Origin of the sequence: Cupriavidus malaysiensis, assembly GCF_001854325.1 — a bacterium.
Taxonomy (GTDB): domain Bacteria; phylum Pseudomonadota; class Gammaproteobacteria; order Burkholderiales; family Burkholderiaceae; genus Cupriavidus; species Cupriavidus malaysiensis.
Genome location: NZ_CP017755.1, coordinates 622,773 through 636,007, shown reverse-complemented (window position 1 = coordinate 636,007; position 13,235 = coordinate 622,773). Strand labels below are relative to the sequence as shown.

10 protein-coding genes and 1 pseudogene are annotated in these 13,235 nt (G+C 69.4%); 1 reads left to right on the top strand and 10 read right to left on the bottom strand.

The window, feature by feature from the left end:
• Positions 1-501 precede the first annotated feature (501 nt).
• The 7 genes from BKK80_RS36630 to BKK80_RS22680 all read right to left on the bottom strand — a co-directional run bounded on the left by BKK80_RS36630 (position 502) and on the right by BKK80_RS22680 (position 8,400).
• On the bottom strand, positions 502-900 hold the full coding sequence (locus tag BKK80_RS36630; protein ID WP_157903318.1) for a hypothetical protein: 399 nt from the start codon (positions 898-900) through the stop codon (positions 502-504).
• Between the two features lie 47 nt (positions 901-947).
• Positions 948-1,496: an RHS repeat-associated core domain-containing protein gene (locus BKK80_RS22705; protein ID WP_071071409.1), complete on the bottom strand. Its 549-nt coding sequence runs from the start codon at positions 1,494-1,496 to the stop codon at positions 948-950.
• Positions 1,497-1,648: 152 nt separating this feature from the next.
• A complete protein-coding gene (locus BKK80_RS22700) occupies positions 1,649-2,194 on the bottom strand; it encodes a tetratricopeptide repeat protein (RefSeq protein WP_162287354.1) in 546 nt (181 codons plus the stop codon).
• Between the two features lie 56 nt (positions 2,195-2,250).
• Positions 2,251-5,892: an RHS repeat-associated core domain-containing protein gene (locus BKK80_RS22695; protein WP_071071405.1), complete on the bottom strand. Its 3,642-nt coding sequence runs from the start codon at positions 5,890-5,892 to the stop codon at positions 2,251-2,253.
• Between the two features lie 165 nt (positions 5,893-6,057).
• A complete protein-coding gene (locus tag BKK80_RS22690; protein ID WP_071016853.1) occupies positions 6,058-6,297 on the bottom strand; it encodes an RHS repeat domain-containing protein in 240 nt (79 codons plus the stop codon).
• Positions 6,298-6,581: 284 nt separating this feature from the next.
• On the bottom strand, positions 6,582-7,223 hold the full coding sequence (locus BKK80_RS22685; protein WP_071016855.1) for a DsbA family oxidoreductase: 642 nt from the start codon (positions 7,221-7,223) through the stop codon (positions 6,582-6,584).
• Between the two features lie 145 nt (positions 7,224-7,368).
• Entirely contained in the window at positions 7,369-8,400 is a 1,032-nt protein-coding gene (locus BKK80_RS22680; RefSeq protein WP_071071402.1) for an AraC family transcriptional regulator, read from the bottom strand.
• A 124-nt stretch (positions 8,401-8,524) separates the two neighbouring features.
• On the opposite strand from BKK80_RS22680, the gene BKK80_RS22675 reads away from it, so the two are divergent.
• Entirely contained in the window at positions 8,525-11,089 is a 2,565-nt protein-coding gene (locus BKK80_RS22675; RefSeq protein WP_071071400.1) for a flavin-containing monooxygenase, read from the top strand.
• Between the two features lie 148 nt (positions 11,090-11,237).
• Here the strand turns inward: BKK80_RS22675 and BKK80_RS22670 are convergent, their stop codons facing one another.
• The 3 genes and pseudogenes from BKK80_RS22670 to BKK80_RS37540 all read right to left on the bottom strand — a co-directional run bounded on the left by BKK80_RS22670 (position 11,238) and on the right by BKK80_RS37540 (position 12,805).
• A complete protein-coding gene (locus BKK80_RS22670; protein WP_084545710.1) occupies positions 11,238-11,837 on the bottom strand; it encodes an IclR family transcriptional regulator domain-containing protein in 600 nt (199 codons plus the stop codon).
• A gap of 23 nt (positions 11,838-11,860) precedes the next feature.
• Positions 11,861-12,560, bottom strand: a pseudogene (locus BKK80_RS35780) (acetate--CoA ligase family protein); the annotation flags it as partial.
• Positions 12,554-12,805, bottom strand: a complete 252-nt coding sequence (locus tag BKK80_RS37540) for a hypothetical protein (RefSeq protein ID WP_071071399.1) — start codon at positions 12,803-12,805, stop codon at positions 12,554-12,556. The gene BKK80_RS37540 and the pseudogene BKK80_RS35780, both read right to left, overlap by 7 nt.
• Positions 12,806-13,235 lie beyond the last annotated feature (430 nt).

Here is a 13,235-nt window from a genome sequence, read left to right as displayed (position 1 = left end):
CCGGCACCGGCCGCGCCGGCGCCGCCCGGGATCCGGCCCCATCCGGCCGCCGTCCCGGCATCGCGCCTGCGCGGACGTGGCCGCGACGTCACCCATGACAACGCGGCAGGCAGGCTTTGCGATGAATTGCATACAATGATAATCACATTATCATAAGATGCAACTTAGGTGCACGCGGGTGCCGTGTTGGTCTGCCGCCAGGGGAGATGCCGGCCAGGGACTGGATGCTCTCAGCCGACGGCGAACCGGCGTCTGACTTTGCTAGCTAGCAAGATCAGAGTGCACGGGACGCGACCACCTGCGCTCCGGCTGACGGCCCTGTCGGTGCGCCCCTTAAGGATTCCGTGATCAGATCTATATCGGCGCTCCGCTCGATCTCTTTCAGCGATTGCGCATGATGCACGTGAAGTCACCCGCCTTACCGAATGGCAAGGTGTTGCAATACAGACTTGAGGCTGCCATCAATCTTCGTGATTCATATCCGCGAATCAAGACTCAGACTCATCCTGCACCAGATGCGTCGTCGTAATAGAAACCAACGCCCAGCTCGGCTCGATGCGATGCCAGCATCTCAACTGTCCGCAGCGTAATCAGTGGCCCTCCGCCTGTCCCGTTGCCTGGCCAGAACACCGAGAAAAAATACCCGTATCCAGCAGCGCTAAGCTCATTGAGAAGCCTGCCAGGTCGCACTCTCGCGACCAGCCAGGCGATATGCTCGTCAATATCGCTCCCTGACACCTTCCCATCTGTATTGATATTCCACCAGTATCGTGGTCTGTCGGCCGACTGGAGTATTCCCTTCATCTCCAACCGCGAACGCATCGCGAGGCGCTCTGGCGATTCGTTGTCTGTGAAATCGAACTGGCTGATCGACCGGTAGGAGAACATCGAGACAGGCAAGTCGGCGTTATGCCTGGAGTTGATGAATAGAGTACAAAAGCAGTTCATTAACGATTACTCCCAGCCTCTTCCGCCACCACGAGCGCGAGGGTTCGCCCTGTCCGGCCAGGACGAGCATTGCTCTGCGCTTGGCCCTTCTGCATATCGTAGTCTTGCTTCATGGCATCAGCACATTGCTGATTCGGGATGTCTAGCGGCTTCTTCGGATTGAAACCCGGCTCGTTCTCGCTAAACCAGCTTCCTTTCCGCTTTTCCGCTTCCCACCACTTCCAGAAATCTGGGTCTTTGATGCCAAAGTTCTTATCTCCCGGCGCGAGTCCGTCAGGGTCCACGTAGCCAATCGGATCCCCACCCACATACGCATACCCATTCGTCTGCCCAGCCGCCCACCCGATCGGATCCGGACTGACGAAGCGCCCCGTCTCCGGATCGTAGTAGCGCGCCCGGTAGCAGTACAGCCCGGTGGCATCGTTCTCCCGCCCCGTGTACTGCTGGGTGTTGCGGCTGGCCTGTCCCAGCACTCGCGTCTTGCCGTAGGGCTCGTAGCGGTATTGCGTCTCCAGCGTCGTGCCCAGCCCGTCGCTCAGGCCGATCACGTTGCCGTTGCCGTCCTCGCTCGGTGCGGTACCAGTCCTCGCGGATCCGCGCTATGTCTGCGACAGCACCATGTCCGGAGTGCGTCGGTAGCCCATGCGTGAGGCTCGGTTCCCCACCTTATTGAATGCGCGATGGCCCAAGCCTCCGCCACTCAATACCCGAAGTCCTCCAGCACATACCTGGCCTGACTGAATCCCTTGTCCGCTGCCTGCTTCAGCAGCCTGATCGCAGCCTCGGTAGGCTTCCCATCAAGGAACTCGCGCAAGGCGAACAGATACAGCGTTTCCGGATTTCCGAGTGCAAACGCCTTCTCGTACCAAGCGTTCGCCTTTGATAGATCGACTGGGTAGCCATACTGTCCTGTCTGGTAATACCAAGCGAGAAGGTGCTGCGCCTCGCCATAGCCGCCCTTCGCAGCACGTTCCAGCCAGTGGTTCGCGATCCTGATGTCTAGGGACACTATGTCACCCCAGCGCTGCATGCAACTCAGTTCCCACTGTGCCTCCAGATTTCCATCGTCGGCCAGTGCTTGGAGGCGCTCGATCCAATGCGCACAGCGCTCCGGATCCACGGCAGTGCCCTCCCCCTTCTGACACCACAGGGCGGCCATGGCGCAGGCCATCGGCTCTCCCGCCTCGGCGCAGGTCTCCATCAATTGAAAGGCTTGGGCGCCATCGTCGGCGTCGTATGCTGCCATCGCCCTCTTGAACTCGGGAGATCTCTTCCGCATCCGTCAACTCCAGCAAGGGTCCCTCAATTGTCTGAGCGGCCGGAGCTACCTCTTCCCCGCCATCCGCCCATGCGCAACAATTGGTTAGCCGTCGGCACCCCCCGATGGAAAATCTGACGGTTTACCCGATCAAGGAACTTTTTCTCGCCGTCTGTCAGGCTGTTGCACGCACGTTGCATTTGCTTGCTCTGGTTAAACACTGCCGCATCCTTCTCCGTGAGAGGCTTCCAAGTTTCCGTAGACATTCTCGCCTCGCGCCCCTGATTGTCGACCATGTGCACGTGGTAGCTCTGCCCAGGGCCCCAACGTGCATGCTCGGTCCCCCCCGCCTGCGGACCGGGGTAGGCATGCATCGTGACGTTGTCACCCCGATAGATCGGTACATCCCCTCCGGGATCCACCAGATTCAGCGGATCCCCACCCACATACGCATACCCATTCGTCTGCCCTGCCGCCCACCCGATCGGATCCGGACTGACGAAGCGCCCCGTCTCCGGATCGTAGTAACGTGCCCGGTAGTAGTACAGCCCGGTGGCATCGTTCTCCCGCCCCGTGTACTGCTGGGTATTGCGGCTGGCCTGTCCCAGCACCCGCGTCTTGCCGTAGGGCTCGTAGCGGTATTGCGTCTCCAGTGTCGTGCCCAGCCCGTCGCTCAGGCCGATCACGTTGCCGTTGCCGTCCTGCAGCAGGAAGCGCTCGGTGCCGTCTGAATCCTGGCGGATCTGCGGCATGTCCACCGCCGGGCCGTGGAGCGTGGTGATTTTGCTGTGGCGGTCAAACTCTTGCGCCAGGTTCGCGCCGTCGTGGATGTAGTCGAGCCACTCGTCGCCCTGGTTGCGGATCGTTCGCCGGCCCGCAGGGTCGTAGCCGAATTGCACCAGTCCCGTGGCGGCAGTGGTGACCCGGCGCAGCTGGTCGCGCTCGTTCCAGGTGTAGGTACGCACGCCGTCGTCGATCAGGTTGCCATTGGCGTCGTAGCGCAGGGTGCGGCCGGCCCAGCGTGTCAGGCGGTTGCGCGCGTCGTACTGGGCGTCGGTCACGCTGGCGCCGGGCAACTCGATCGGGTTGAGGCTGCCGCCGATGCCGGTGCGGCGCCCGGCGGCGTCGTAGCTGTAGCGGATCTCGCCCAGCTTGCCGCCCGCGCTGCGGTAGTCGAGCCCGGTGAGCTGGCCGGCGGCGTCATAGCTGTAGTCGGTAACGAGCCGGGCACGGCCGCCCTGGCCGGTGGCGGTGCTGCGCACGAGGCGGCCGGCGCGGTCCCATTCGAACTGCAGGGCGGTGGCACGGCCGTCCTGGCTGATACGGGTCACCCGGCCGACCGGATCGTAGGCATAGCGCAGCGTGGGGGAGTCCGGGATGACGCTCGAGCCCTTCATGCGCATCGTCGTCAACTGACCGGGCGTGCTGGCCTCGTAGGTACGGTACACCCGCGTGATGCCGGACATCCACTCATACACCAGGCGGCCGGCGTTGTCGTAGCGCAGCAGTTTGAGGCCGACATTGGTGTCACCCAGGTTGAACCCATTCCCCAGGTCGATGATGTCCAGCTGGCTTTTCCATGGCCAGTTGTCCGCCGTGGCCGCGCCGTATTCGATCGTCTCGGGCTGGCCCCGCTTGTCGCGCTTGATGGTCATGCGCTTGCCGCGCGGGTCCACCGTCTCGCTCAGCGCCCCGGCCAGGTCGTAGCCGTAGGTAGTGCGAGCGCCGTCGGCTTCGGTCCTGGTGGCGACGCGGCCGATCGGCGTATGGGTGAAGCGCGTGGTGTTGCCGCGTTCGTCGGTGCGCGCGGTCAGGCGGCCGGCGGCATCGTAGGCGAAGGCGATCTTGCCGTTGCGGGCGTTGACGATTTCCAGCACGCGGTCCATGGCGTCGTAGCGCACCTGGGTGGCGTGGCCCAGCGGGTCGGTTACCCGCGTGCGGCGGCCTGCGGCGTCCGTCGCGTAGCGCACGGTGCGGCCGAGCGGATCGGTCACGCTGGCGAGGTCGGCGCCGCTATAGCCGTAGGTGGTGGCGTGGCCGAGCGGATTGGCGGCACGCGTGCGCCGCCCCTGGCTGTCGTAGGCCTGGGTCCATTCGCCGCCATCGGGCGCGCGCACGCGCACGAGGTTGCCGCGGCCGTCGTACTGGTAGGTCCATTCGCCGCCGTTGGGCAGCTTGAGCCGGGTGGGGACGTTCCACACCGGGTCGTAGGTGGCTTCGGTGACGCGGTCGCCGTAGCTGAAGGCGGCCACCTGGGTGCGCCTGGCCAGGTTGCCGTTGGCGTCGTAGGCATACAGCGTGACGCGGCCGCGGTAGTCCTCGCTGCGCACCAGCTTGCCGCTGGCGGCGTCGTAGGTGAAGCGGTGCTCGTTACGTTCGAGGATGTTGCCGTTGGCGGCCTGCTGGTTGGCCACCACATTGCCGTTCGCATCGAAGTCGACCTGGCGCACGGCGCCGCGCCGGTCCGTCACCTCGGTGCGGGTCACGGTGCCGCTGGACGGCGTGTAGGCGAAGCGGAAGGTGCTGCCGTCGGCCAGGGTCTGCCGCACCACGCGCTGCGCGCCATCGTACTCGTTGACCAGGGCCTTGATGCCAAGCGCGTCGGTAATGCCGACCAGGCGGTCCTGGCCGTCCCACTCGTAGGTGGTGGTGCCGCCGTCGCGGGCGGTCGCCTTGACCAGGCGCAGGCGCGCGTCGTAGGCATAGGTGGTGGTGCGGCCGAGCGGGTCGGTGATGCGGGAGATCAGGCGCCGCGCGCGCACGTCGTCACTGCCCGAGTAGCCGATCTGCAGCCTGCGCCCGCTCGGGCCCTGCACCGCGATCAGCAGGCCGGTCTGCTCGCGGGTCAGCGTGAGGCGGTTGCCGTTGCGGTCGGCCACTTCGCTCAGGTACCAGCGCTGGCCGATCAGCGAGAAGGTCCAGCGGTGGCGGTCGTGCAGGGTCAGCACCCGCTCGCGGGCGCCGTTCTGCGCGATCTCGGTGCCGTACAGGTTGCCGCGGCTCCTGCCGTTGCGCCAGCGGCCGTCCGCCACGCGGGCGAAGGGGATCGCCACGCCGCTGGGCAGCACCAGTTGCAGGCGCGCGCCGCCCTCCGTCTCGCGCAGGTAGAGGTCGTAGTGGGGCTGCATGCCGAGGCCGAAGGCCCCCAGCACGGCCTGGCCGTCGGCATTGCGCAGCGAGCTGCGGTAGACGCGCCCCATCTGCAGCGGGACCAGGTCGGCCACGGTGTGGTCGACCACCGCGTAGTCGAACTGTCCGGTGAACAGGTTGACCGGGTCGCCACCGCTGGCTTCCGCGCACTGGCCCGCATCGGCATCGCCGCAGCCGCCGCTGACGTCGTCCATGCTGACGTCGCCGACGATGTATTCGACGTTGTCGGGCGCATCCAGCGACAGTGGCGTGTCGTCCGGCCTATAGGGCTTGCCGCCGCCGGGCGGCGCGCCGGCGCAGTACTCGGTGGCGAGCGTGGCGCTGCACAGGCCGCCCAGCCCGCTGGTGACGGTGGAGGCGTAGAGCAGGCAGTTCTTCGAGCCAGGAAAGGCGCCGGCCGCGGCGAACTTGTCGTAGCAGTCTTCGGCCCACGCGGCGGGGGCGAGGCCGGCGATCACGCAGGCCAGCAGCAGCCTGCCGAGCCAGTGGCGCGGCAGGATCGGGGGCTTCCAGTGCAGGCGAGACCAGGACAGCATGGTCGATGCTCCTTGGTGAGGCGGCCGGGTCGTGCCGGCGCCCGGGCGAACGGGGGCCGCGGGCGCGGCCCCGGGAGGGCCGGCCCGGCAGCGGGCGGCGAAGCGGAGAGAGCGGGGAAGGCGTGGCGCCGCGCGGCGGCGCCGGCTCACCCGGTGTGCCCGGCGCTAGGACGTGCGGCGGATCGCGACCAGGTTGCCGGCCGCGTCGTATTCGTAGGTGACGGTGGCGCCGCTGGCCTTGTCGGTGACGCGGACCAGGCGGCCCAGTTCGTCATAGGCGAGCACCAGGTCGGCGGCGCTGGCCGCGCCGGTGCCGCAGAGGGCGCCGGCCAGGGCCAGGGCGGCGAGCCAGCGCGGTGCGGGCCGCCGCGGCGACGCGGGGCGGGTCTGCAGGAAGCGAGTCATGGGTCGATCGTCTCGGTGGACATTGCAACGCATGGCTGCGGGGCCGTCGCGGGAAAGCGGGAGAGAAGCGAGGGAGGAACGGAAGCGATGGCCGGGCCGCAGGGCCTGCCCGCACCGCCCTGCGGGGCGGCGCGGGATGAGCAAAATGCTATGGCCTCGCGGATCGCGCGTACATAGGACGAGTCTGCAAGTTGGCGACGAATGCGAGCCGCATCCGTGCCGTGGCGTGGCGTGCCGTGGCGGAGAAGGGCCCACCTCGAGCGGGCCGGCCCCGGGGACGCCGCTCAGCCCTCTGCCAGGATCTGCCGGATCGCCTGCTCGAAGGCTTCCGGCGGCTGGCCGCCGCTCACCAGGTAGCGGTCGTTGAAGATGATCGACGGCACCGACTGGATGCCCATCGCCTGGTATTCCCGCTCTTCCGCGCGCACTTCGTCGGCGTAGTCGCCGCGCGCCAGCACGCCGCGCGCCTGTTCGGCGTCCAGCCCGACCGAGGCGGCCGCCTCGACCAGCACGTCGTGGCTGCTGGGATCCTTGCCGTCGCCGTGGTAGGCCTGCAGCAGCGCCTGCTTGAGCGCGAGCTGCTTGCCTTGCAGGCCGGCCCAGTGCAGCAGCCGGTGGGCGTCGAAGGTGTTGTAGACGAACTCGCGCGGGCCGAAGGCGAAGCCGACGCTGGCGCCGCGCTCGCGGATCATGGCCTGGGTTTCGGCGATCTGGGCCGGGGTGCGGCCGTATTTCTTGCCGAGGTAGTCGACGATGGCCTCGCCCTGCGGACCCATCTGCGGGTTCAGTTCGAAGGGATGCATGGCGATGCGGGCATCGACCTCGCCATCCAGGCGCGCCAGCGCCTGCTGAAGCGAGGCCAGGCCGATCGCGCACCAGGGGCAGGCGATATCGGAGACGAAGTCGATCTTGAGGGGAGCGGGCATGGTGATCCTGGCTTCTGGGTGCGGTGAGCTGCGCTCCGGGTGGAGCGCAGGATATTCAAGCCGACAGCGTAGCCGGAATCGCCGAAGCCTGCAGGGAGCCGCGCCGGGCGCGCCGCCGGAAGCGCTGAGCGACGATGGCCGGCGCTCAGGCGCCCTCGCGCATGCCGCGGTAAGCGCTGGGGGCCACGCCGTGCCAGCGCTTGAAGGCCTGCGAGAAGGTCGACAGGTCGCTGAAGCCGAGCCGCGCCGCGATCTCGGTCAGGCTCAGGTTCCCCTCCTGCAGCCATTGCCGCGCCAGCGCGGAGCGGTGTTCGGCCAGCAGCGCGCGGAAGGAGCTGCCGTCTTCCTGCAGGCGGCGCTTCAAGGTGCGCGGGCTGGTGTGCATGCGCTGCGCCATGCCGTCGAGCGTCGGCGGCTGGCCGCCCGGGGCGCTGTCCAGGTAGTGGCGCACCAGCGCGGCGGTGCCGAGGCGCGCGCGCCGTTCTTCCAGCAGCCGGCCGCACATCTGCTCGCACATCGCCACCGTGACCGGATTGGCCTGCGGCAGGGGCCTGGCCAGCCAGGCGCGGTCGAACAGCAGGCTGTCGCGCGCGGCGCCGTAGGTGGGCGTGGCACCGAACACCGTCGGCAGGTCGCGCCGGGAGTTCCCGCGCGCCGGCGCCCTGGCCGTGAGCGTGAAGGCCCGCACGCGGAAGTCGCCGCCGCCGATTTCGCGCAGCAGCACCGCGGCGGCGGCCATGTCGCGCTCCAGCAGGAACTGGCGCAGGCCATCGGCGAGCGCCGGCTCGCCGAAGCCGAGCACCCCGAGCTCGCCTTCCTCGTGGTAGGCAATCCCGCAGAAGGCGAAGGTGAGCGGCAGGAAACGCAGCGCCAGCGCCATGGCGTCGGCTCCCGTGGCACTGCTGATCAGGCCGTAGCCCCACACGCCGTAGGCGGAGAAGTGATACTGCAGCCCCACCTCCAGCCCCAGTCCGGGCGGATGCTCCAGCCAGCGCAGCAGGTTGCCGGCGACGCGCAGTTCCTGCGCGGCGCTCACGCCCTGGTTAGGGTCGGCCAGCCGTTCGGGCGACAGGCGCGTGCCGGCCAGCAGTTGCGCCGGCGCCAGCCCGCGCGCCACGCCGAAATCCACCAGCAGGTGGACGCTCGCCGGACTTCTCGTGAACTCCCAGAAGCGCATGAGGGGATACCCGGAAACGGTCTGATGTGGCCCGAATACTAAAACAACTGTCCCCGCGCGCCATTGGAGGAATCCCCAGACGGCCGCAACATTGGCGCCAGCACAGAACCACAGGAGACAGCCCATGCCCGCCACCGCTCCCACCCCCGCCGCACCCGGCGCCACGCCGGACGAACCGCTCGCCGCCATCCTCATCGGTGCGGGCTTCGCCGGCATCGGCATGGCGGTGGCCCTGCGGCGCGCCGGCATCGAGGACTTCCTCATCCTCGAACGCGGCCGCGACGTCGGCGGCGTGTGGCGCGACAACAGCTATCCCGGCGCCGCCTGCGACGTGCCGTCCCACCTGTACTCCTTCTCCTTCGAGCCCAACCCGGACTGGTCACGCACCTTTGCGCCGCAGGCGGAGATCCACCGCTACCTGCAGCACTGCGCCCGCAAGTACGGCCTGGCGCCGCACCTGCGTTTCGGCGCCGAGGTGGCGCAGGCACGCTACGACGAAGCGCGGGCGCTGTGGCAGGTGACGCTGGCCGACGGCGCCACCCTGCACACGCGCCTGCTGGTCAGCGCCACCGGCCAGCTCAGCCGGCCGGCGCTGCCGAAACTGCCGGGCATCGAGCACTTCCGTGGCCACAGCTTCCATTCCGCGCACTGGGACCATGGCTACGACCTCTCGGGCAAGCGCGTCGCCGTCGTCGGCACGGGGGCCTCGGCCATCCAGTTCGTGCCGGCCATTGCCGGCAGCGTCGGTTCGCTGGCGGTGTTCCAGCGCTCGCCGGCCTACCTGATGCCGCGCCCGGACCGGGCCTACCGGGGCTGGGAGAAGCTGCTGTACCGTCGCCTGCCATGGGCGATGCGCCTGCACCGTGCCGGCATCTACCTGCGCTACGAATCGCGCGCGCTGGCCTTCACCCGCTTCCGCTGGCTGATGAAGCTGGCGGTGGGCCTGCCCTTCCGCCGGCTGCTGGCGCGGCAGGTGCCCGATGCCGCGCTGCGCGCCAGGCTGACACCCGACTACCCGATCGGCTGCAAGCGCATCCTGCTGTCGAGCGAATACCTGCGCGCCATGAGCCAGCCCAACGTGACCCTGGTGACCGCCGGCATCCGCCGCATCACCGCGGATGGCATCGAGTGCGCGGACGGAGCGCACCATGCGGTCGATGCCATCGTCTACGGCACCGGCTTCGCCGCCACCGAGTTCCTCTCGCCCATGCGCATCACCGGCCGCGATGGACAGGACCTGAACGAGGCCTGGCGCCACGGCGCCCAGGCCTACCTGGGCCTGACGGTGCCGGGCTTCCCCAATTTCTTCATGCTGTACGGGCCCAATACCAATCTCGGCCACAACTCCATCGTCTACATGCTGGAAAGCCAGATCGCCCATGTGCTGCGCTGCCTGCAGGCGATGCGCGACGCGCGGGCGAGCGCCATCGAGGTCGACGAGGCACCCTACCGGCGCTTCAACACGCGCGTGCAGCAACGCCTGGCCGGCACCGTGTGGAATGGCTGCACCAGCTGGTATGTCGACGCCAGCGGGCACAACAGCACCAACTGGCCGGGCTTCACCCTGACCTATCGCTGGCTGGCGCGCCACTCCAGCCTGGCCGCCTACCGCCTGACGCGGCCGCTGCCCGGGCCGACGGGACCCGCCGGCGGCGTCGAGGTGGCCGAAGCGCGCGCCTGGCCCGAGGCAGCCGCCGCGGGGTTCCTGCGTGCCTTCCTGCGCGTGGCCTTCCGCACGCTGATCGGCCCGCCGCTGGGCGCGCGGGCGCAGCGGTGCATCGTGGCCCTGCTGACGCCGCTGATGCCGGGCGCCGGCGGCACCGCCCGCTCGTGGCGCCGCGCCGGCGGCATCGCGCTCGAAGTGGTGGCACCAGTGATGGCGCCAGTGGCGACGCCCGCAAGCGGCGCGGCCTCTGCCGGCGCCATCCTCTACCTGCATGGCGGCGCCTTCTGCCTGGGCAGCCCCGCCACCCATCGCAGCATCACCACGCGGCTGGCCGCCGCCGCCGGCATGCCGGTGTGGGTGCCCGACTACCGGCTCGCGCCCGAGCATCCGCATCCCGCCGCGCTGGAGGACGCACTGACCAGCTACGCGGCCCTGCGCGCGGCCGGCCACGCTCCCGGGCAGATCGTCATCGCCGGGGATTCCGCCGGCGGTGCCCTGGCGCTGGCGCTCGCCCTGGCACTGCGCGAGCGCGGCGATCCCGCGCCGGCGGCCCTGCTGCTGCTGTCCCCGGTGACCGACCCCACGCTCGGCGGCGACACCTTGGCCTCGCGGCGCAAGCAGGACCCGATGATCTGCCGGGCCTGGCTCGAACAGGGCCTGCGCTGGTATGACGGTGGCACCGGCGGCAGCGGCTCCGCCGCGCGGCCGCTCGCAACGGACCTGCACGGCCTGCCGCCGATGCTGGTCCAGGCCGGCGACCAGGAAGTGCTGCTGGCGGACGCCACCCGTCTCGCCGCGCACGCACAGGCCTGCGGCGTGCCATGCCGGCTCGAAGTCCACCTGGGGCGCTGGCATGTCTTCCACTTGCAGGCTTTCTACCTGCCTTCGGCCAGGGCGGCGCTGCGCGGGCTGGCGGCCTTCGCGCGCCGGCAGGTGGCAGCGCAAGCGCCGGCCGTCGCGTCCGAGGCGCCACCGCGGCCAGAACCCGCGCTGCCGCCTGACCACGGCGTTCCTGCAGCATGAGGTGGCATGAAGTTGCGTGAAGCCGCGTAAGGCCGCGTAAGGCGGCATCGCCCGGCTTCAGGCTTCGGGCGGAGCGGCAGCAGGTGCCGGGGCACGTGGCGTCACGAACGTGGCTTCAAGGATGCGCCGGCACCCGTGAAGCCACGCCTCACTCCGGCAAGCGCACGCGCGCCTCGATGTCCCGGGCCAGCGCCAGCAGCGGCCCCGCCAGCGCCGCCTCGACTTCCGCCGCCTCCTGCTGGCTGGACACGCTGACGTTCAGCACATGCACGCCATAGCCTTCGCAATGCACCGGCGCCGCCAGGGCCACCACCTGGGGCTGCCACGACGCCACGCAGTAGCCGCGCGTGCGCACCGATGCCACCGCGGCTTCGATCTCGCGGCGCAGCTCGCGCCAGCCGCGCCCGCGGGCGCGCGCGGCGAAACCGGCCAGCATGGCGGCGAGGTCGACCGGCGCCAGCGTGGCCAGGTAGGCGCGGCCCAGCGAGGTCAGCGCCATCGGGATGCGCTGGCCCGTCACCACGGTGCGCAGCGACTGGCGGCGGTTGTAGCGGAACGACTCCAGGTAGATCATCTCGTCGCCGTCGGCCACCGCCAGCCCCACATTGATCCGGTGCCGCATCGCCACCTCCACCATCATCGGCGTGGCGACCTTCAGCACCTGCGAGCTGTCGCGCATCGCGTGCGCCATGCTGAGCACCGGCGCGCCCAGGCGGTAGGCACGGAACTGCGGGATGTATTCGAGCATGCCGGTCTCGATCAGCGACTGCGTCAGCCGGCTGACCGTGGAGCGCGACAGGCCGGGTTGATCTCCGCCTCGAGCAGGCGCCCGCCCAGCGACGCCACCATGCGCGAAAAGGCCACGATGGCATCGGCCAGTGCCGCCACGTCGGCCGGTGGACGCCCGCGGAAGCCGTACAGCAGCGGCGCGGTCTTCAGCGCGCCGATCATCTCCATGGCGTCGGCGCGGGCCAGGCCGCGGCCCTCGGGCAGCATGCGCAGCACGGTGTCGCCGAACAGTTCGGCGGCCACCCCGCCCATGCCGAGCAGGATGGCCGTGCCCAGCGCATCGCGGTGCATGCCGAGGATGACCTCGACGCCGCCGCGCACCATCTCCTGCACCAGGTAGCGCGCCGGCGCCGCGCCGGTGGCGGCCTCGACCTCGGCCGCGATGCGCGCCATGCGCGCGGCGATGGCCGCCGGTGCCACATTGACCGCGACGCCGCCGACATCGCTCTTGTGCGTGATCTGCGCCGACAGGATCTTCAGCACCACGCTGTCGCCCAGGCCCTGCGCGGCCGCGCGGGCCGCCTCGGCATCGCCCACCACCACCTCGCGCGCGACCGGCACGCCGAAGCCGGTTCAGCAGCGCCGCGGCCTCGGGCGCATGCGGGCTCACGTAAGCGATCACCGGCTTGTCGCTGGCGGGCAGGCAATCGCGGATCGCGTCGGCCATCAGGTCCGTCAGGGCCGGCCCCGCGCCGCGGTAGAGGTGTGGTTGAGGTCCACCTTGGCCAGCGCCTTGAACAGCTCGCCGGCGAGGTGGGCGGAGGTGCCGCCGCCCGGCGAAAACGGCACCACCAGGCGCAGCGCATGGTCGGGGAACGCCGCCAGCGCCGGCCGCGGCAGCGCGGCGGCAAGACCGCAGAGGAAGGCGAGGAAGGCGAAAGCCGCGGTCGCCCTGAGGCGAAGGCGGACGGCGCGGGATGACGGCATGCTGGTCTCCTGGAACGGTGCGGGAATGGTGCGGGAACGGTGCGGGACACCGCGCCCCTGCCGGCGGCAGGAAGCGGGGGCGTTTCTTTGCGTTTCGTTATGGGAGACAGCTTAGTCAGCGGGGCCCTGCGGCACACCCCCGCAATTCCATGGCGTGGAATTGCGGGCGCGGCGCGGGACCATGTGCCGAACCGTCCAATGGAGATCGGGCAGGGTCGGTCCCGGACGAACAGGATCGGACGTGGCCGGAGAAGGATCGAGGGAGATCGAGGGGGGACCGAGAGAGATCGGGAAGGCCGCTCCGGCACCGGTGTTCGGGGTATATCCCGATTCCGGCCGGCAAAGCCGCCTCGCTAGACTTTGTTCCAGGAAAGAACAACGGTTCTTATATAGAACATCGGCGTGACGGCCCCGCGGGACAGGCCGCCAG